The 18848-nt window shown below is 69.3% G+C and carries 19 protein-coding genes; 3 read left to right on the top strand and 16 right to left on the bottom strand.

What is annotated here, in order from left to right; translation table 11 throughout:
• Window positions 1-83: 83 nt before the first annotated feature.
• From AC1DVU_RS10700 to AC1DVU_RS10630, 15 genes are all read right to left on the bottom strand, one after another.
• Window positions 84-815, bottom strand: a complete 732-nt coding sequence (locus AC1DVU_RS10700) for a cell division protein FtsQ/DivIB (RefSeq protein WP_476922412.1) — start codon at window positions 813-815, stop codon at window positions 84-86.
• On the bottom strand, window positions 812-2209 hold the full coding sequence (murC, locus tag AC1DVU_RS10695) for a UDP-N-acetylmuramate--L-alanine ligase (RefSeq protein WP_476922411.1): 1398 nt from the start codon (window positions 2207-2209) through the stop codon (window positions 812-814). The genes AC1DVU_RS10700 and murC overlap by 4 nt, the downstream gene beginning before the upstream one ends.
• The gene (gene murG, locus AC1DVU_RS10690; protein ID WP_476922410.1) at window positions 2206-3279 is read right to left on the bottom strand and encodes an undecaprenyldiphospho-muramoylpentapeptide beta-N-acetylglucosaminyltransferase; all 1074 of its coding nucleotides are present in this window, start codon (window positions 3277-3279) and stop codon (window positions 2206-2208) included. The genes murC and murG overlap by 4 nt, the downstream gene beginning before the upstream one ends.
• Window positions 3280-3283: 4 nt before the next feature.
• Entirely contained in the window at window positions 3284-4501 is a 1218-nt protein-coding gene (gene ftsW / locus AC1DVU_RS10685) for a putative lipid II flippase FtsW (RefSeq protein WP_476922409.1), read from the bottom strand.
• 54 nt (window positions 4502-4555) lie between these two features.
• Complete coding sequence (gene murD / locus AC1DVU_RS10680; protein WP_476922408.1) at window positions 4556-6013, bottom strand: UDP-N-acetylmuramoyl-L-alanine--D-glutamate ligase; 1458 nt, start codon at window positions 6011-6013, stop codon at window positions 4556-4558.
• Window positions 6010-7077: a phospho-N-acetylmuramoyl-pentapeptide-transferase gene (gene mraY / locus AC1DVU_RS10675; RefSeq protein WP_476922407.1), complete on the bottom strand. Its 1068-nt coding sequence runs from the start codon at window positions 7075-7077 to the stop codon at window positions 6010-6012. Before mraY ends, murD begins: the two co-directional genes overlap by 4 nt.
• A 53-nt stretch (window positions 7078-7130) precedes the next feature.
• Window positions 7131-8477 carry a UDP-N-acetylmuramoyl-tripeptide--D-alanyl-D-alanine ligase gene (locus AC1DVU_RS10670; protein WP_476922406.1) on the bottom strand — a complete coding sequence of 449 codons (1347 nt, stop codon included), beginning with the start codon at window positions 8475-8477 and terminating at the stop codon, window positions 7131-7133.
• The gene (locus AC1DVU_RS10665) at window positions 8474-9952 is read right to left on the bottom strand and encodes a UDP-N-acetylmuramoyl-L-alanyl-D-glutamate--2,6-diaminopimelate ligase (RefSeq protein ID WP_476922474.1); all 1479 of its coding nucleotides are present in this window, start codon (window positions 9950-9952) and stop codon (window positions 8474-8476) included. Before AC1DVU_RS10665 ends, AC1DVU_RS10670 begins: the two co-directional genes overlap by 4 nt.
• A 159-nt stretch (window positions 9953-10111) precedes the next feature.
• Window positions 10112-11857, bottom strand: a complete 1746-nt coding sequence (locus AC1DVU_RS10660) for a peptidoglycan D,D-transpeptidase FtsI family protein (protein WP_476922405.1) — start codon at window positions 11855-11857, stop codon at window positions 10112-10114.
• The gene (gene ftsL, locus AC1DVU_RS10655; RefSeq protein WP_476922404.1) at window positions 11854-12297 is read right to left on the bottom strand and encodes a cell division protein FtsL; all 444 of its coding nucleotides are present in this window, start codon (window positions 12295-12297) and stop codon (window positions 11854-11856) included. Before ftsL ends, AC1DVU_RS10660 begins: the two co-directional genes overlap by 4 nt.
• Window positions 12294-13241 carry a 16S rRNA (cytosine(1402)-N(4))-methyltransferase RsmH gene (rsmH, locus tag AC1DVU_RS10650; protein ID WP_476922403.1) on the bottom strand — a complete coding sequence of 316 codons (948 nt, stop codon included), beginning with the start codon at window positions 13239-13241 and terminating at the stop codon, window positions 12294-12296. The genes ftsL and rsmH overlap by 4 nt, the downstream gene beginning before the upstream one ends.
• Entirely contained in the window at window positions 13238-13366 is a 129-nt protein-coding gene (locus tag AC1DVU_RS10645; RefSeq protein WP_476922402.1) for a hypothetical protein, read from the bottom strand. Before AC1DVU_RS10645 ends, rsmH begins: the two co-directional genes overlap by 4 nt.
• A gap of 127 nt (window positions 13367-13493) precedes the next feature.
• Entirely contained in the window at window positions 13494-13943 is a 450-nt protein-coding gene (gene mraZ / locus AC1DVU_RS10640; protein WP_332661654.1) for a division/cell wall cluster transcriptional repressor MraZ, read from the bottom strand.
• 206 nt (window positions 13944-14149) lie between these two features.
• On the bottom strand, window positions 14150-14536 hold the full coding sequence (locus AC1DVU_RS10635) for a DUF3040 domain-containing protein (RefSeq protein ID WP_476922401.1): 387 nt from the start codon (window positions 14534-14536) through the stop codon (window positions 14150-14152).
• On the bottom strand, window positions 14523-15293 hold the full coding sequence (locus AC1DVU_RS10630) for a class I SAM-dependent methyltransferase (RefSeq protein ID WP_476922400.1): 771 nt from the start codon (window positions 15291-15293) through the stop codon (window positions 14523-14525). The genes AC1DVU_RS10635 and AC1DVU_RS10630 overlap by 14 nt, the downstream gene beginning before the upstream one ends.
• A gap of 51 nt (window positions 15294-15344) precedes the next feature.
• Between AC1DVU_RS10630 and AC1DVU_RS10625 the strand changes: the two genes are divergently transcribed.
• Window positions 15345-15491 carry a hypothetical protein gene (locus AC1DVU_RS10625; protein ID WP_476922399.1) on the top strand — a complete coding sequence of 49 codons (147 nt, stop codon included), beginning with the start codon at window positions 15345-15347 and terminating at the stop codon, window positions 15489-15491.
• Window positions 15492-15547: 56 nt separating this feature from the next.
• On the top strand, window positions 15548-16807 hold the full coding sequence (locus AC1DVU_RS10620; protein ID WP_476922398.1) for a phytoene desaturase family protein: 1260 nt from the start codon (window positions 15548-15550) through the stop codon (window positions 16805-16807).
• On the opposite strand, the gene metF is transcribed toward AC1DVU_RS10620, so the two are convergent.
• Window positions 16804-17697 (bottom strand): methylenetetrahydrofolate reductase [NAD(P)H], encoded by an 894-nt coding sequence (gene metF / locus AC1DVU_RS10615; RefSeq protein ID WP_476922397.1) that lies wholly within the window; start codon window positions 17695-17697, stop codon window positions 16804-16806. The two genes, AC1DVU_RS10620 and metF, sit on opposite strands and share 4 nt — an antisense overlap.
• 86 nt (window positions 17698-17783) lie before the next feature.
• Here metF and AC1DVU_RS10610 point away from each other — a divergent pair, with 86 nt between their 5' ends.
• A complete protein-coding gene (locus AC1DVU_RS10610) occupies window positions 17784-18764 on the top strand; it encodes a polyprenyl synthetase family protein (protein WP_476922396.1) in 981 nt (326 codons plus the stop codon).
• Window positions 18765-18848: the final 84 nt, after the last annotated feature.

Raw genomic sequence — 18848 nt, 5'->3', positions numbered from 1 at the left:
TGGAGGTTTATAGTTATGTCAACCTGTGACTCATGTGAAACGGTACGCGGACCGGCCAGTCTGGCCGGAGCGACACGCCGCGACTACCCGGTTGTCGTGGGTTGATCGGGCGCGCTGACGTCGTAGCGGTCCGCCTTGATGCGCAGGAGCGCCCGCAGCACGGTCAGCTTGTGCGCCGAGTCGGCCCGGCTCCCCCACACGACCGTCCGCCCCTTCGTCAGGTTGAGCTGGATCGAGTCCTTGGTCGCGGCGCTGACCGCCTGCATCTGCTTGCGCAGGGCCGGGTCCTCGTCCTCGATCAGCTGTACGACGGCCGCCACGGCCTCGAGGGTCTGCTGACGTTGGCGCGGATCCGTGGCGGTCACCTCGGCCTCGAGGAGGCCTTCGGGCGCCTTGTCGTACGTGCGGAAGTCGATCCCGTAGCGATCGAGGGCACGGATGGCACCGCCCACCGTGAGCCACGCGACGGGCGTGCGCTCGACCACCGTGACGCGCACGGTGTGCAGCCACGATCGCGAGACCGTGACGCTCTGGATGCGCTCCATCGAAGCGACCCGCGCCTCGATCGCCGCGACGTCGATCCGTGCCAGCGGCTGGCCGATGCGCACGTCCGCGGCTCGACGCACCTGCGACTCGCTCAGCGTCGTCTCGCCGTCGACTGCGACCCGCCGGACCGCCAGGACGCTCGAGAACATGACGAGCCAGATCAGCGTGCCCACGACGACGAGTGCCAACACACCGGCTGCGACTCGCTTGAAGCGACGCCGGCGCTCGTAGGCGGAACGCGCAGCAAGCCGCTCATCCAAGTCGGTCATGTTCCGAGCGCCGCCAGGACCGCGGGGCCAACGGTCGTGATGTCGCCGGCGCCGAGCGTGAGGAACAGGTCGCCGGGGCGCAGCTCAGGCGCAACAACTGCGGCCAGCCCCTCGACCGGACCGCCGAGCGAGGCCTCGGTGCCGCGGATCGCGTCGACGATCAGGGCCGACGTGACCGCCGGATCGGGATCCTCGCGCGCGAGATAGATGTCGGCGACGAAGACCCGGTCGGCGCTCGACAGCGCCTCGCCCATCTCCGCACCGTAGAGACGGGTGCGGCTGACGAGATGTGGCTGGTAGGCGACGACGAGCCGGTCGCCGCCGGCGATCGAGCGGGCCGCGGCCAGGTCGGCGCGGATCTCGGTCGGGTGATGCGCGTACGAGTCGTAGACCCGCACGCCACCGGCCGCGCCCAGGAGCTGCATGCGGCGATTGGCTCCTGTGTAGGCAGTGAGCCCCGCCGCGAGCAGATCGACGTGCTGGCCGACCAACAGGCCCGCACCCAGCGCCAGCAGAGCGTCCAGCGCGTAGTGGGCGCCCGGCACCGAGAGGCGTACGGGACCCAGGTCGACCCCGTGGAGCGACGCTGAAAACGTCGATGACGATCCCTCGACGACGAGGTCGCGACCGCGCAGGTCGGCGTCGTCGGCGAATCCGGCCAGCAGGACCTCGAGGCCGCGTTGCCGTGCCGGGGCGATCAGCGCGCGCGCCCCCGGGTCGTCTGCGTTGAGCACGAGGAATTCGCTCACCGATGCGACGAACTCATCGAATGCCGCGGCGTAGGCCTCGACAGTCCCGTAGTTGTCGAGGTGGTCGGCGTCGACGTTGGTGACGATCGCCCCCTCCGGCGAGTAGTGCAGGAAGGCGCCGTCGCTCTCATCAGCCTCGGCGACGAACAGGTCGCTGCGGCCGAGGCGCGCGTTGGCACCGAGGCTCGCGACCTCGGCACCGATCGCGAACGACGGCTCCGCGCCGGCCGCGATCAAGGCGCAGGTCAGCATGCCGGTCGTCGTGGTCTTGCCGTGCGTGCCGGCGACCGCGACTGTGCGGCGGCCCTCCATGAGCGAGCGCATGCCGGCCGATCGCGGCCACAGTCGCAGCCCTCGACGCTGCGCCTCGACGATCTCGGGGTTGTCCTCGCGCACCGCGGTCGAGGCGATCACGGTGTCAACGCCTGCGAGGTGGGCCGCGTCGTGGCCGACGAAGCACGTGATGCCCTCGGCTCGCAGCGCTTCGACGACGGCGGACTCGCTGGCGTCGCTGCCGCTGACGCGGATTCCCTGTTGCGCCATGAGCCGCGCGATGGCGGACAGGCCTGCGCCGCCTATGCCGACGAAGTGGACGGCGCCGAGCTCCCGAGCCGCGGGAATCGTGTCCGGTACGGGGATCCTCACGGCCTTGCCGCCTTCAGGACGAGATCGGCGAGCTTCCGGTCGGCGTCGCGCGGCACGATGCCCGAGGCGGCTGCCGACATCGCGGCGAGGCGGCCGGGGTGCGAGACGAGCGGGATCACGACGTTGTCGATCCACGCGGGAGACAGCGCGGCGTCGTCGATCAGCAGCGCTCCCCCGGCCTGCACGACAGGATGCGCGTTGTGCGCCTGCTCGCCGTTGCCGATCGGCAGGGGTACGAACGCCGCGGGCAGTCCGACCGCGGCGACCTCGGTCACGGTGTTGGCACCGGCTCGGCACACGATGAGGTCCGCCGCGGCATACGCGAGGTCCATGCGGTCGATGAACGGCAGCACGACGTACGGCGGGTCGCCCGGGCCGGGATGGACCGGCACCTCGTCAGGGCGGCCTGCGGCATGCAGCACCTGGACTCCGGCATCAGCCAAGTCCCGCGCCGCAGCCGCGATCGTCTGGTTGATGCGCCGGGCGCCCTGCGATCCTCCGGTCACGAGCAGCGTCGGCCGGTCCGGGTCGAGGCCGAAGTGGGCCCGACCCTCGGCGCGTACGGCCGCCCGGTCGAGGCTCGAGATCTCGCGACGGATCGGCAGGCCGATGTAGTGCGCGTGCGGCAGGTTGGTCTCGGGGAAGCTCGTCGCCACGTGCTCGGTGAACCGTGCGCCCAGCTTGTTGGCGATGCCGGGGATCGCGTTGCCCTCGTGCACGACCAGCGGGATGTGCCGGCGCCGGGCAATGAGGTAGGCCGGGACCGAGACGTAGCCGCCGAACCCGACGATGACGTCAGGGCGTACGCGGTCGATGACCTCACCCGTCGCCTTGACCGCGGCCCGCAGCCGGCCGGGGACCTGGACCATCGCCTTGCCGGGCCTGCGCGGCAGCGGGACCGGCGGGACCAGCTCCAGCGGGTAGCCGGCCTGTGGGATCAGTGTGACCTCGAGGCCGCGCGGGGTCCCGAGGCAGGTGATGTCGACGCCGGCCTCGCTCAGCACTGCAGCGGTGGCCAGGAGCGGCGACGTGTGACCGGCGGTTCCTCCGCCGGCGAGCAACGCACGCACTGGTTCAGCTCCTCCGTGAAACGCGGCCCCGTGCGCGGTTGGCACGGCCTGCGGCGAGGGCGCGCCGGGCGCCGGGTTCGGTCTTGGCACAGTTAAGCAGAACGCCCATGGCGACCAGTGTCACGAGGAGGCTCGAGCCGCCGTAGGAGATCAGCGGCAGCGGGATCCCGATGACCGGGAGCAGGCCCAGCACCATGCCGATGTTGATGACGGCCTGCGCCATGATCCAGATCGTGATGCCCGCCGCGGTGTAGCGGACGAACGGGTCGTTGGTGCGGCTGGCGATGCGGATGCCGGCGAAGGCCAGCACGATCAGCAGGATCAGGACCACGAACGTGCCCAGCAGCCCGAGCTCCTCACCGATGACCGCGAGGATGAAGTCGGTGTGCGCCTCCGGCAGGGAGCCCCACTTCTGCCGACTGCCACCCAGCCCGACACCCCAGAATCCACCTCGGGCGAGGGCCATCATGCCGTGGATGGCCTGGAAACCGGCACTGTCCGGGTCGGACTGCGGATCGGTGAAGTTGAACAGACGGGCGACACGGTGCGGCGCCGTGGCGACGAAGAACACGAGGATCACGACGATGCCGGCGATGACCCCGCTCATCTGCTTGGCCGGCAGGCCAGCGACCCAGAGCATGCCGCCGATCAGCGCGAACAGCACGAGTGCCGTGCCGAGATCGTGCTGGCCGACGACAAGGGCGGCCACAGCTCCGGCGACGGGCACCATGGGGGTCAGGACGTAGCGCGGGGTGCCGAGGTGCTTCTGCCGGCGCGCGTAGAGGTCGGCGATCCACAGGACGAGCGCCAGCTTGGCGAACTCCGACGGCTGCAGCTGGAATCCGCCGGGTAGCGCCAGCCAGTTGCGGTTGCCGTTGACGTCGACGCCGATCACGAACGTGGCGGCGATGAGCGCGACAGTGCTCAGCAGGAACGGCAGGATCAGCTTGCGCAAGAACTTCAACGGGACACGAGCGGCGATGACGGCGCCGATGAGACCGAGCACGGCGAAGATGACCTGACGCTCGACGATCGCGAACGAGTTGCCGTCGTAGTTGTGATAGGCGTAGACCGAGCTCGCGCTCAACACCATGATCAGGCCGAGCCCGACCAACAGGGCGGTCGATCCCAGCACGAGCTGGTAGGACGCGAGCGGGCGCTCGAGCGTACGACGGGCAGCCTCGACGATCGCGGGCGATCGGCGCTCAGTGGTGGCGCTCATGTGCCACTACCTAGCGTCATGTCCTGGTCGTCCTCTGCCTCGGGGAAGGAAGGTTCAGGACCTGTCACGCAACCGGTGGACCGCCGCGGCGAAGCTGTCGCCTCGTGCGGAGTAGTTGCGGAACTGGTCCATGGACGCGGCGCCAGGAGCCAGCAGCACGGTGTCACCCTCGCGGGCGAGCGATGCCGCGACCTCGACGACGCGATCCATGGGATCAGTCTCCCCGGTGTCGACCTCGACGACGGGCACATCAGGCGCGTGTCGCGCCAGCGCCTCGGCGACCAGTGCGCGGTCGCGGCCGATCAGGACGGCCGCCCTGAGGCGGTCACGGGTCGCGATCACGAGCTCGTCGAAGCTGGCCCCCTTGGCCAGTCCCCCGGCGACCCACACGACGTGCTCGAAGCTCTGCAGCGATGCCTGGGCCGCATGCGTGTTGGTGGCCTTGGAGTCGTCGACCCAGCGGACCCCGTCGACGCGGGCGACCTCGGAAATGCGATGGGCATCGGGCTTGAACGACCGGAGCCCGTCCCGTACGGCTCGGGGGGCGACACCGTGCGCCCGCGCCAGCGCCGCAGCGGCGAGCGCGTTGGCGACGTTGTGCGGGGCCGGCGTCTCGCCCTCGGCCGGCGCCAGGTCGTGGATGCTGCCGAGCTCGGCGGCGGACGAGAGCCGCCCGGCGATGAAGGCGCGGTCGGCGATCGCGTCGTCGACCAGGCCGATCATGCCCGGAGCGGGGATGCCGAGGGTGAAGCCAATGGCCCGGCAACCCTCGATGACATCGGCTTCCTCGACGAGCCGCTCGGTCTCGGAATCCTGGACGTTGTAGACGCAGGCGAGCTGTGTGCGGTCATAGATTCGCGCCTTGTCGGCTGCATACGCCTCGAGTCCACCGTGCCAGTCGAGATGATCGGGGGCGAGGTTGAGCACGACGCTGGCCTCTGCCGAGATCGACGAGCTCCAGTGCAGCTGGTAGCTCGACAGCTCGACAGCCAGCACGTCGAACGGCTCGGGGTTCATGACGGCCTCGAGCACGGGTGTGCCGACGTTGCCGACGGCAAGCGCGTTGAGGCCTTCGGCGCGAAGGATCGACTCGAGCATCTGCACCGTGGTGGTCTTGCCGTTGGTGCCGGTGACGGCGAGCCAGGGCGCAGCGCCCTCGCCGCGCAGGCGCCAGGCAAGCTCGACCTCGCCCCATACGGGGATGCCACGGCCGGCCGCCTCAAGCAGGATCGGGGTGCTGGGACCCCAGCCCGGCGACGTGACGACCAGGTCGACGTCGGCGGGGAGGCTCGCGGTCGAGCCCGGCCCGAGGCGTACGTCGACGCCCAGGATCTCGAGGAGGGTCGCCTTCTCACGCAGGGCGTCGTCGTCGCCGTCGTCGAGCGCGATGACGCTCGCACCGAGGTGCTGGAGGGTGTCGGCTGCGGCGAACCCGCTGACGCCGAGCCCGCCGACGACGGCTCGTACGCCCTCCCACGACGACTCCCGTCCCAGGGTGTCGACGCTCGTCATGCTCCGGTGACCCACTCGGCGTAGAAGATGCCCAGGCCCGCCGCGACGCACAGGCCGCTGATGATCCAGAACCTGACGACGATCGTGATCTCGTCCCAGCCCAGCAGCTCGAAATGGTGCTGCAGTGGTGCCATGCGGAAGATGCGTCTGCCTCCGCTGAGCTTGAAGAACCCGACCTGCAGGATCACCGACGCCGTGATCGCGACGAACAGGCCGCCGATGACGACCAGCAGGAGCTCCGTGCGGGTCATGAGCGCGAATCCGGCCATCGCGCCGCCCAGGGACAGCGAGCCGGTGTCACCCATGAAGATCTTGGCCGGCGACGCGTTCCACCACAGGAAGCCGAAACAGGCTCCCGTCAGGGCGGACGCCACCACCGCCAGGTCGAGCGGGTCGCGCACCTCGTAGCACTTCGCTCCGGCGCCGATGGCCGAGCAGCTCTGGTTGCTCTGCCAGATGTTGATGATGACGAAGGCACCGAACACCATCACCGAGGCGCCGGTCGCGAGTCCGTCGAGGCCGTCCGTGAGGTTCACGCCATTGCTCGCGCCGGCGATCAGCAGCAGCACCCAGATCACGAGCAGAGCGGTCGGCAGCTCAGGGCCGTTGAAGTCCCGGGTGAACGAGATCGCGTGGGTGATCGGGGTCTCTCCGGTGTTGTCCTCCATGCGGATCGCGAGCCACGCGAAGATCAGGCCGACGACCACCTGGCCGATGAACTTGGCCTTGCTGCGGAGCCCGAGGTTGCGCTGCTTGAAGACCTTGATGAAGTCGTCGAGGAAGCCGATCGCGCCCAGGCCGGTGAACAGGAACAACAGCAACAGGGCCGATGCGCTGGGCTCGGTCTGGGTCGCCAGCTTGGCCATGAAGTAGGCGAACAGCACGGACCCGATCACGACGAGGCCGCCCATCGTCGGCGTGCCGCGCTTGGTGTGGTGCGAGGTGGGACCGTCGTCCCGGATGAGCTGGCCGTATCCCTTCTTGACCAGGACCGAGATCGCGAAGCGGGTGCCGATGAGGGTCCCCAAGAGGGACAGTGCTCCTGCGATCAGGATGGCCTTCATCGGGTGGCTGGTCCTTTCCCCGGGCTGTTGGGCATGCTCGGTCGAGTATGCCGTCAGCCCTCCAGTAGGGCGTCCGCGACCCGCTCGAGCCGGCCGCCCCTCGATGCTTTCACAAGAACGACCTCGTCCCCGGACAGGCTCGCGGACAGTGTGCGAACGGCCACATCGACATCCTCGACACTGACCGCGATGTCGCCCGCGCCTTCGGCGATGCCGCGAGCCCCTTCGCCGACGACGACGACCCGCGTGAACCCGAGTTCTGCGGCGAGTCGCCCGATCTCGACATGGGCTGCATGGCTGTCGGCGCCCAGCTCGAGCATCTCGCCGAGCACCGCGACCGCCCGCCCCGCTCCGATCGCGGATGCTGCGCGCAGGGCGGCCGCCATCGACTCGGGGTTGGCGTTGTAGGCGTCGTTGATCACGACGACCCCGTCGGCGCGCACATGGCGCTCCATCCGCATCGGAGATCGGGACCCGGCCGTGGCCAGGCGCTCGGTCGCCGTCGCGAGATCAACGCCGAGCACGATCGCCACGGCGACCGCGGCCGCGGCGTTCCACGCGTGGTACTCGCCGATCAGCGGGACGTACGCCGGCACGCTCCGGCCACCGTGCGTCAGGGTGAAGCGCGGGTTGCCGGCAGGGTCGACCTCGAGGTCGCTCACGCGTACGTCACCGGTCTCGCCGAAGGTCACGATCGCAGCGTCTGTGCGGGCAGCCATGGCCGACACGAGCGCGTCATCGGCGTTGAGGACGACCACGCCGTCGCTCTCGACCGCTTCTGCGAGCTCGCCCTTGGTCTGGGCGATGACCTCGGCCGAGCCGAACTCGCCGATGTGCGCGTGGCCGACGTTGAGCACCACGCCGACGTCTGGCGGGACGACCCGGCACAGCTCGGCGATGTTGCCCAGGGCGCGCGCGCCCATCTCGACGACGAGGAAGCGGGTCAGCTCGTCGGCGCGCAGGACGGTCAGCGGGACGCCCAGCTCGTTGTTGTAGTTGCCGGCCGTCGCGACCGTCATCCCATCGGGCTCCAGGAGCTGCGCGATGAGGTCCTTCGCGCTGGTCTTGCCGCTCGATCCGGTGATCGCCACGACCGTGACGTCCTGCAGCTCGTCGATCACGTGGCGAGCCAGCGTGCCGAGCGCCACGACGACGTCGTCCACCACGACCGACGGCGCGTCCACCTGGCGGGAGGCGAGCACGGCCGCCGCTCCACTGGCGACGGACTGCGCCGCGAACTCGTGGCCGTCGGCGTGCTCCCCCGCGATCGCCACGAACAGGCCGCCGGGTTCGGCCGCGCGCGAGTCGAGAGTTGCCGGCGCATCGACGACGATCGCCTCGTCGCCGTGGACCGTGCCCCCCGTGATCTCGGCGATGTCGCGAAGCGTCAGAGGGATCACGCCTGCTCCCCGATCAGCTCGACCAGGACCTCGCGGTCGTCGAACGGGTGCACGACACCCTTGACCTCCTGGCCGCGCTCGTGCCCCTTGCCGGCAACCACGACGGTGTCGCCGAGGTGCGCCATCTGGACCGCGTGGGCGATCGCCTCGCGGCGGCCCGGCACCTCGATCGCGACGCCCGGGCCCGCAGCGGCACCCTCGAGCACTGAGGCCCGGATCGACGCGGCGCTCTCGGTGCGCGGGTTGTCGTCGGTCACGATCACGACGTCGGCATGGCGTGCTGCCGCCTCACCCATCAGCGGGCGCTTGCCGTGGTCGCGGTCGCCGCCCGCGCCGATCACCATGATGAGCCGGCCGGCGGTGACCGGACGGAGCGCCGTCAGGACGGCGGTCACCGCGTCGGGCTTGTGGGCATAGTCGACGATCGCCGTGAACGGCTGTCCGGCCTCGACGCGCTCCATGCGGCCGGGCACGCCGGTGCTGGCGGCGATCCCGGCGGCGAGCTCCTTGGGGTCGTGCCCAGCCTGTGACAGCGCCGCGATGACGGCGAGTGCGTTGGAGACGTTGAAGACGCCGGGCAGCGGCACCGACAGGTCGACCGCGATCTCGTCAGGTCCGAGCACCTCGAGGTCCGTGCCTAGGCGGTGCGGACGGATGTTGACGGCACGCCAGTCCGCGGGATTGCCGTCGGTCGAGAACGTCGTGACCGGCAAAGGCGTCAGCTCACGGAGCCGGCGGCCGTGCGGGTCGTCGATGTTGATGACGGCGTGGCGGGCATGGTCAGGCGTGAACAGCGCGGCCTTGGCGAGGAAGTAGTCCTCGAGGTCCTTGTGGAAGTCGAGGTGGTCGCGCCCGAGGTTGAGGAACACCCCGATGTCGAACACGAACCCGTCGACCCGGCCCTGCACCAGCGCGTGGCTCGAAACCTCCATCGCGCACAGCTCGACCTCTTCCTCACGCATCACCGCGAACAACGCCTGCAGCTGAGGTGCCTCGGGGGTCGTCAGGGTCGATGGCGCCGGGACGCGGCCGATGCGGGTGCCGATCGTGCCGACGACGGCCGACACCCGGCCGCCGAGCGCCGACTCGGCCAGATAGGTCGTGGTGGTCTTGCCCTGCGTGCCGGTGATGCCGACCGTCGTGAACGCCTCGCTGGGGTTCTCGTAGAACGTGCTGCTGAGCTTTGCCAGCTCACGGCGCGGGTCCTCGACCACGATCATCGGCAGCTCGCTGACGATCGCGGCGCCCTCGGAGTCGGTCAGCACCGCGCTGGCACCGAGGTCGCGGGCGATGCCGGCGAATGCCGCACCATGCGAGTTGGCACCCTGCAGCGCGGCGTAGAGATCGCCCGGCTCGAGGTGCTTGGTGTTGAGCGAGATGCCCGTGACGATCGCCTCCGAGGTGGCCACGGCGTCGAGCTCGGCGGCCAGCTCCGTGAGGGTCCATCGCGGCGTCTCCCGCGGCCGTACGCGCATCTCCTCAGTCACTCCTCGACCCTATCCGTCGATTGATTCCGGTCACGGCCAGGCACGGCGCAAACCCGACCCAGCGATCACGCGAGATGAAGGTCGGGCGAAGCCCGACAGTCGGCAGCGGCGAAGCCGCTCAGAAGGGCGACGAAGCAGCCCTCCGACTTACCAAGTTTGCTTCACCTTCGGGCTCTTCGAGCCGGTCGGCGCGACGCCGAAGCGCTCGAGGGCCATCGACATGATGTCGTGGAACACCGGCGCTGCGGTGGAGCCGCCGCCCGCGTTGCTGTACGGCTTGTCGAGCACGATGTACGTCAGGAACCGCGGGTTGTCGGCGGGTGCGAAGCCCATGAACGACACCGTGTTCTGGCCGCGGATGTAGCGACCCGTTGCCGGGTCGACCCGCCAGGCCGTGCCGGTCTTGCCGGCGACGCGGTAGCCCTTGATCGACGCGGCCGGTGCGGTGCCGTCCGGGGCCGTGACGGCCTCCATCATGCGGGTGACGGTTGCCGCGGCGTCCTTCGAGACGACGCGCTTGCTCGCCTTGGCCGGGATCTTGATCTCCTTGCCGTTGGCATCGGTCGTGGAGCTGACGACGGACGGCTCGCACATCTTGCCTGCATTGGCGATCGCTCCGACCGCGCGGACCATCTGCATCGCGGTCACCGAGATGCCCTGGCCGAACGCGATCGTCGCGTGGTTGGCCTTGGTCCACTCCTTGCCGTTCCTGAGGATGCCGTCGGACTCGCCCGGCAGGTTGACGCCGGACATCTGGCCGAGCCCGAACTTGCGGAAGTAGTTGTACATCACCGAGTTGCTCATCTGCTGCGAGGCGACGATCGTGCCGAGGTTCGACGACTTCGCGATGACGCCCGCAGCGGTGAGGTGCAGGACCCCGTGCTTCCAGTAGTCACCGATGTGGAACTTGTCGATGTTCATGCCCGAGGGGACGACGATCGGCGTGTCCGACGCGATCTTGCCCTGGTCGGCGAGAGCCGCCATCGTGACGGTCTTCATGACGCTGCCGGGCTCGTAGACGTTCTGCACGGCGCGCGAAACGGTGTTGGAGTCGACCATCCCGGTCTCGTCGTCAGGGTTGAACGTCGGCGCCTGCGACATCTGCACGATCTGGCACGTCTTGGTGTCCATCGTGATCGCGAGACCCCAGTCCGAGCTCGACTGCCGCACGGCGTCGGCGAGCCGCTGGTCGGCGTACCACTGCAGGTCACGGTCGATCGTGGTCGCGACGTTGCGGCCAGGCACCATCTTGGTCACGGTGCTGTCGGCCATGGGGATGCGGACACCGGTGTTGGGGTCGACCTCGTACGTGCTGGCGCCGTCGGTGCCGGTCAGCGTCTTGTCGTACTGCTGCTCGATGCCGGCAACGCCCTTGCCTGCACCGTTGACGTAGCCGAGCAGGTTGGCTGCGAGCTTGCCGCCGGGGTAGGTCCGCAGGGTCTCCTTCTCGCTGAACACTCCGGTCATCCCGGCGTCGGAGATTGCCGTCAGGGCCTTCTTGGCGGTCCAGGCCGGGACGTCGCGGGTGAGGTAGACGAAGCGCGAGTCCGGCGTGCGGAGCTTGTCGATCGTGTCGAAGTAGTCGATGCGGTCGCCGAGCTTCTCGCGCAGGATGCGGGCGATCTGCGGGGCGTTCGGGGCCGTCATCTTCGGGTCCGCGGTCAACGTCAGGCCGTCGACGTTCGTGGCCAGCTCGGCGCCGTTGCGATCGAGGATCGCTCCGCGGGGTGCGGGGACGGTGCTCTTGGCCGTGCCGTCCTCGATCGCCTTGGCGGCGTACGCACTCGCATCTAGTCCCTGGATCTGGAAGAGGCGGACGCCGAAGACCATGAACACGCCGACGACCATCGCGAGGCACACCCGCAGGCGCCGGCCGGACACTGCCTTGCTCACGGTGTCACGCTCCTGATGTTGGTCTTGCCGGGCTGGGCCGCCTCCGGCTTGCCGAGGACCTTGCCGTCGGAGAGCCGCAGGAACGCCGGGTTGGTGTTGGGGACCATGCCGTACGCGATGGCCCGCCGCGCGACGTTCGCGGGGCTCTGGAGCTTGTCGACCTCACGGGACAGCAGCTGCTGCTGGGTCTCGAGCTCGGCCACCTGACGGTTGAGCTTCTGCGCCTCGAACGACTGCGCCTGCAGCACCGTGCTCATGATGATGAGCCCGACGAGCCCGATGGACAGGATCGTGAGGATCACGACGACGAACGGCGCCTTGCGGGCCCGGCTGCGTACGGGTCGGACGAGGCGAAGCCCTGCGGCCTTGGCACTCTCCGGTGAGAACCGCGGCGCCGCCGACGAGGCCGCGTTCACGGCGCGCGCAAGTTGGGGGCTCATGCGGCGACTCGCTCGACGACGCGAAGGCGTACGGACCGGGCGCGGGAGTTCTCCTCGATCTCCGCGTCGGTCGCCATCTCGGCACCGCGTGTGACGAGGCGGAACCGCGCCTCGTGCCCCTCGGGCACGAACGGCAGGTCACGCGGCACATCGGTCGTGGTGACCTCCGTGAACGCGCGCTTCGTGATGCGGTCCTCGAGCGAGTGGTACGCCAGGACGACGACCCGGCCGCCGGGCGCCAGGATCTCCAGCGAGGCGGGCAACGCGCGGCGGTAGACGCCGAGCTCGTCGTTGACCTCGATGCGCAGGGCCTGGAACGTCCGCTTCGCCGGGTTCCCGCCGGTGCGTCGTGCGGCCGCCGGGATCGACGTACGGATGAGGTCGACCAGGCGGGCGCTGTCCGTGAACGGCTCACGCGCGCGCTCGGCGACCACCGCGTCGGCGATCCGCTTGGCGAACTTCTCCTCGCCGTACTCCCGCAGCACCCTGGCGAGATCGCGTGAGGTGTACGTGTTGAGGATGTCGGCGGCGGTCAGCTCGTCCTCGGGATTCATACGCATGTCGAGCGGCGCGTCCTGGGCGTACGCGAAACCGCGGTCGGCGAGGTCGAGCTGCATCGACGACACCCCGAGGTCGAACAGGACTCCGGACACCGTGCGGAAGCCGGCCTCGGCGACGACGTCGGCGATCTCGTCGTAGACCGCGTGCGCGAAGGTCACCCGGTCACCGAACCCGGCGAGCCGGGTCTTGGCTCGTGCCAGCGCCTCCGGGTCGCGGTCGATGCCGATGACGTGCAGGTCAGCGAAACGGTTGAGCATCGCCTCCGTGTGTCCCCCGAGGCCCAGCGTCGCGTCGACGACGACGGGCCGGTCAACGGCGACAGATGGTGCGAGGAGGTCGAGGACGCGCTCGAGCAGGACCGGAACGTGGCTCGCCTCGGTCATAGCGACCCCAGGAGGAGAGCGACGAGCACGGCGACCGCGACGGAAGAGCCGAGGGAGAAGGCCATGAGCCGCACGCCGTCGGCAACCTCGTGCCGTACGCGCTTCGTGCCCTGGTCGATCCTCATGCCACCTCGTCCTCTCCGCTTGTCGTACTGCCCGGCTGATGTCGTGTGGCCAGATCTGCGTCCGCTGGGTCTGACACCGGGGAAGTGATGTCAGAACCACGCGGGCGCAGATCTCGCCACGCGACCGTCAGAAGATGCCGGGCATCACTTCCTCTGACATGTCCGCGAACGGACCTTCCTGGGCGTTCGAGAAATCGGTCCAGCGGCCCGAGTCCCAGATCTCGATGCGGTCCATCGCTCCGACGACCGTGCAGTCGCGGTCCAGATGGGCCCACTCGCGGAGCACCGGGGGTACGGAGATGCGTCCCTGCTTGTCCGGGACCTCCGAGGAAGCGCCGGAGAAGAACATGCGGGTGAAGTTTCGGGCGGCCTGGTTCGTGAACGGCGTGTCCCGGACCCGATCGGTGAAGGCGTTGAACGCCTCGGTCGTCCACCCGTAGATGCAGTTCTCCTGTCCGCGGGTGAGGACGATGCCGTGCTCGAGCCGGGGGCGGAACTTCGCCGGGAGGAAGAGCCGGCCCTTGTCGTCGAGACGAGGGGTGTAGGTGCCGAAGAAGTTTGCGACATCCGGGTTCACCTCTCTCCTCCTCGCCGCCGAACAGTTCCTCCATTTCGCCCCACCATACCCCACGATCCCCCACCTGTACGCCAAATCGGAGACGTTTACGGGAATTCCTGGGCATGCGCTCCCCGTAGTGGGGGCTGCCGAAAATGCCGTCAGGGCAAAGAAAAACCGCCCCCGAGGGGGCGGTCATGGTGAAAGTGGAGTGAAGTGGGGCGGATCTAGCGTTCGTCGCCGTCCCGGCGCCGCTGCCAGCGCTCCTCCATGCGATCGACGAAGGTTCCGGAGGACTTCGCGGGCCTGCCCGAGCTGCGGGCGGGCTCCTCGTTGGTGCGGCCGATCCCGCGCTTCCACGCATTCATGAACAGATAGGCGGTGGCGAGCATCGTGACGAATCCGAAGACCCCGAGCCACGTCATGGCCGACACAGCGCCGGCGAACAGCAGAACCAACCCACCGATGAACCCCAGGACGGCCAGGATCGCGATGCGGCGGTTGTGTGCCATGAACTTCGAGCCACGGAGGGTGGACGCGAAGTCAGGGTCTTCGGCGGCCAATGACTGCTCGAGCTGGTGGAGCAGCCGGGCCTCTTCATCAGAGAGCGGCACTTTTGCCTCCTGGATCGGGTGTTGCTACTGACAAGTCTAGGCGCGCGATCGTGTGCAGACCAGCCGAAAGCGAGGTGAAGTCCTCAGAAGTGCTCAGGAGACGCTCCAGGGCGTACAACGCATCACGAGCTCCCGGCTCGGTATCCACGATCGCGCTGGGCACGAGGTCGGCGAAGACACGCACGCCGGTCGTCGCGACCGGCACGAACCCGTGTGACGTCAGCAGGTCCTCGAGCTCAGCAACGACGAACCGTCGAGGCCCCATCGTACGGACGTCCCACGTGCTGGAGGAGCGGCCCACGAGGGACTGGGCCGTGACGAAGTCACCGGCGAGGGCACGAGCCGCGACCGCGGCATTGCGCCCGGCAACGACGACGCTGACGTGGCCACCGGGGCGCAGCACCGTCGCGATGGTCGAGAGGGCCTGGCCGGGGTCGTCCACGTGCTCGATGACGTCGTGACAGATGACGAGGTCGAACGAGGACGGCGCGACGTGCTCGAGCAGATCGGCGGCATCGCCCTGAACGGCGTTGACCCCTTCGTCGAGTCCGGCCTCGACTCCGCGACGGTGCAACGACGCCAACGCATCGGGGCTGGGGTCGACGACCGTGACGCGGTGGCCCAGGGCCGCGAGGCGTACGGCATCACTGCCCGTGCCGCCGCCGAGGTCGAGCACGTCGAGCGCGTCACCGGATCCCGCAACGTCGACGGCATCCACGACGGACTGCCACATCAACTCGGTGCGGACCGGACCCATGACGGACACTGTGCCACAGCGTGGATCGCGGTTTCCGATAGCGTCCCCAGCATGGAGTCACTGACGGCCCTCGTGTTCTCCAGCGGCCGGGCCAGCGGCGTCAACGCATGTGCGACGGTGGCGGTGCTGGTCTGGTCGACCGCCTCAGCGACACCGTTGCGATTCCGGACAGCCTCGGGCGTACCGATGTCCTGGTGATCTCGCTCGTGATGGCGTGGCGCAGGCGTCGGCGGGCCACCACGTAGTCTGCGCGCATGGCCAACGTCGTGATCGTGGGTGGCGGTTTCGCCGGCATGTCGGCCGCGGCTCGGCTGGCCAAGCTGCGCCACCACGTGACGCTGCTCGAAGCCGGTCAGCAGCTGGGCGGCCGGCTCAACGGCATGACCGTCGATGGGCGCACGTGGCAGACCGACCTCGACACCGTGACGCTGCCGGGTGTCTTCCGTGACCTGTTCCGCAAGTCCGGCCGGCCGTTGGAGCGCGTCCTCGACCTCACCAAGACCGAGGGGCGGCGCCACGTCTTCAAGGACAAGTCGGTGCTGGATCTCCCGCTCGGCAACCGCGGCGACCAGCACGGCGCGCTGATGGAGGCGTTCGGCGAGGACGAGTGGTCACCGTGGGTCGACAGCTACGCGGAGACGTGGGACGTCATCCGCCGTATGGCGCTCGACCAGGTGTTCGCCGGCAAGCCCGCGATCGACCGGACCGTCCGCAAGGCCTTGCAGCCTCGCCGCACCATCGCAACCCTCGCGGAGAAGGACCTCGACGACGACCGGCTCCGCAAGCTCGTGCTCGACCCCGTGCGGCTCGCCGGACATGACCGGCACGCCACTCCCGGATTCGTCGCGGTCGGCCACTACGTCGAGCGATCGTTCGGTCGCTGGCGGTTCGTCGGCGGCCTGCCGGCTCTGGCGGCCGCCCTCGAGACGAGGCTCGGCGAGCGCGGGGTCACGATCGAGCTCGGCGAATCGGCCCACGAGCTGATCCTCGAGGACGGACACGTACGCGGGGTCGTGACGTCCCTGCGCACCGTGCCGGCCGACCTCGTCGTGTGGTGCGCGCCGACCTGGCCCGCTCCCCTGCCGCCGGTCACGCTGATGCCGGTCATACCGGCGTCGAGGACCTTGGTCGCCCTGACATCCGAGGCGCCGTCGATGCCAGACGAGATCCTCGTGCATGCCAACCCGCCGATCAGGATGTGGTCGGGCGGAGAAGGCCTCTGGACGATCGAGCACCGCAGCGGCGAGGACCCGTTGCGTGCGCTCGTACGCTTCGGGATCGACCTTCGGCCATACGTCGACGAGCAGATCGACCTCAATCCCAGCGACCTCGTGAGGCTCGGCCACTCGGGGTGGGCGTGGCGGGGCTGGACCAGCGCGTTCGAGCTGCCTGGCGTCGCCCCGACTGGCGGGCTCTACTTCGCGGGCGCGCACGCCCACCCGGGCGCGACGCTCGAGGCCATCGGCATGGCCACCGCTTCGATCGCCGAGGCGATCGGCCCCGTGCCGCGCTAGACGAGGTTGTCGGCGCGGAGCGCCTCGAAGATCTCGCGGGTCGCCTTCGACCGGTTGAGGGTGATGAAGTGCAGGCCCGGCGCTCCCCCGGCCAGCAGGTCACGGCACATCTGGGTCGCGAGCTCGATGCCCTTGGTGCGCACGGCGGCCTTGTCGTCCTGGATGGGCTCGATCTGGTCGAGCACCTCGCGCGGCAGCTCGGCACCCGACAGCTCGGCCATGCGGGCGACCTGGGCGAAGTTGAGGATCGGCATGATGCCCGGAACGATCGGGATGTCGCAGCCCTTGGCGCGCACACGGTCCACGAGGGCGAAGTAGTCGGACGACCGGAAGAACAGCTGCGTGATGGCGTACTCCGCGCCCGCGTCGGCCTTGTCCACCAGCACCTGGGCGTCGTGGTCGAGGCTCGCCGCGTCGGGATGGCCTTCGGGGAACGCCGCGACACCGATGCGGAACCCGCCCAGAGCCGTGGCGAGCTCGACGAGATCGATCGCGTGGTTCATGCCATCAGGGTGGGGCTCCCAGGCGGCGCGCGGGCCGCCCTTGGGGTCGCCGCGGAGGGCGAGCACGTTGTCGACGCCGGCCGCGGCGTACTGCTTCAGCACCGACTCGATCTCGCCGCGAGTCTGCGCGACGAGGGTCAGGTGGCCGACCGGGCGCATGCTGGTCTGCTCGGCGATGCGAGCGGTGATGCGGACCGTACGCTCCTGGCTCGTGCCGCCAGCGCCGTAGGTCACCGAGACGAAGGTCGGCGCGAGGGGTTCGAGATCGGCGATGGTCTGCCACAGCACCGCTTCGCCCTCGTCGTCCTTGGGCGGAAAGAACTCGAACGAGTAGCTCGGCGACGGCCCCTTGATGGCGTCGACGAGGGACTGGTCTTCGGATGGCATGCCCCAACGGTATCGTCCAGGCTGTGAATCCACGTGCCGATCATCCCGAATTCCGGACGCGTATAGATCACACTCTGGACTCCTTCGTGGCAGGACAGCGCCTGATGCTCGCCGAGCTCGGACCCGACCTCGAAGGCCTCGCCGACGCCGCCATCGGGTTCGTCGCCGGCGGCAAACGCCTGCGTCCCCAGTTCTGCTACGCCGGATGGCTCGTCGCCGGCGGCGACCCCGACGAGCCCGGAATCGTCACAGCGGCGGCAGCCCTCGAGTGGCTGCAGGCCAGCGCGCTCGTGCACGACGACCTGATGGACGGATCAGACACTCGCCGCGGCAGACCCAGCGTGCACCGCGCGTTCGAGGCGCAGCATCGCGAGGAGTCCCGCCACGGCGATCCGGCCGGCTTCGGCGCCTCGGCTGCGGTCCTGCTGGGTGACCTGCTGTTGTCCTGGTGCGACGAGCTGTTTCGCAGCAACGGCCTCCCGCACACCGACGAGGCCTTCGGGTTCCTCGACCTGTGCAAGACCGAGGTCGTCGCCGGCCAGTTCCTCGACGTCGCGGGACAGACCCGCGCCTCGTTGTCGGTCGCCGAGGCGATGAAGGTCGTGCGCTACAAGTCCGCCAAGTACACCGTGGAGCGGCCCCTCCACATCGGCGCGGCTCTGGCCGGCGCCGGTCCAGACCTGATCCAGGCACTGAGCGAGGTCGCACTCCCCCTCGGCGAGGCATTCCAGCTGCGCGACGACGTGCTTGGCGTGTTCGGCGATCCCGACCTGACCGGCAAGCCCGCCGGGGACGACCTCCGAGAGGGCAAACGCACCGTGTTGGTGGCTCGGGCTGCAGAGCTGACCGACGAGCCCGGCCGAGAGCTGCTCCGCTCGTCCCTCGGCACGTCCGAGGGCGTCGCCCCCGTGCGCGACCTCATCCGTACGTCGGGAGCACTCGCCGCCGTCGAGGACGACATCGCCCGGCTCGAGGCGGAGGCCGATGAGGCGATCGACCGCCTCGGTGCGAGAGCGCGCGACGTATTGGGGCCGCTCGCGCTCACAGCAACCCGTCGAACACGCTGATCCCGAGCTCGTCGCGCACGATCATTCCGAGTGGCGAACGTCACGACAAGACCGTGACACGCCCACCGTCACGTTCTCCATGTG

This window comes from Aeromicrobium sp. P2_G6 (assembly GCF_056403535.1).
This window is presented reverse-complemented; position numbering and strand designations above follow the sequence as displayed.

Excerpts from the sequence above, each read along its gene's own strand:
- AC1DVU_RS10700 (WP_476922412.1), bottom strand. The coding sequence starts at position 815 with ATGACCGACTTGGATGAGCGGCTTGCTGCGCGTTCCGCCTACGAGCGC.
- ftsW (WP_476922409.1), bottom strand. The coding sequence starts at position 4,501 with ATGAGCGCCACCACTGAGCGCCGATCGCCCGCGATCGTCGAGGCTGCC.
- murD (WP_476922408.1), bottom strand. The coding sequence starts at position 6,013 with ATGACGAGCGTCGACACCCTGGGACGGGAGTCGTCGTGGGAGGGCGTA.
- mraY (WP_476922407.1), bottom strand. The coding sequence starts at position 7,077 with ATGAAGGCCATCCTGATCGCAGGAGCACTGTCCCTCTTGGGGACCCTC.
- AC1DVU_RS10665 (WP_476922474.1), bottom strand. The coding sequence starts at position 9,952 with ATGCGCGTACGGCCGCGGGAGACGCCGCGATGGACCCTCACGGAGCTG.
- ftsL (WP_476922404.1), bottom strand. The coding sequence starts at position 12,297 with ATGAGCCCCCAACTTGCGCGCGCCGTGAACGCGGCCTCGTCGGCGGCG.
- rsmH (WP_476922403.1), bottom strand. The coding sequence starts at position 13,241 with ATGACCGAGGCGAGCCACGTTCCGGTCCTGCTCGAGCGCGTCCTCGAC.
- AC1DVU_RS10645 (WP_476922402.1), bottom strand. The coding sequence starts at position 13,366 with ATGAGGATCGACCAGGGCACGAAGCGCGTACGGCACGAGGTTGCCGAC.
- AC1DVU_RS10630 (WP_476922400.1), bottom strand. The coding sequence starts at position 15,293 with ATGGGTCCGGTCCGCACCGAGTTGATGTGGCAGTCCGTCGTGGATGCC.
- AC1DVU_RS10625 (WP_476922399.1), top strand. The coding sequence starts at position 15,345 with ATGGAGTCACTGACGGCCCTCGTGTTCTCCAGCGGCCGGGCCAGCGGC.
- AC1DVU_RS10620 (WP_476922398.1), top strand. The coding sequence starts at position 15,548 with ATGGCCAACGTCGTGATCGTGGGTGGCGGTTTCGCCGGCATGTCGGCC.
- metF (WP_476922397.1), bottom strand. The coding sequence starts at position 17,697 with ATGCCATCCGAAGACCAGTCCCTCGTCGACGCCATCAAGGGGCCGTCG.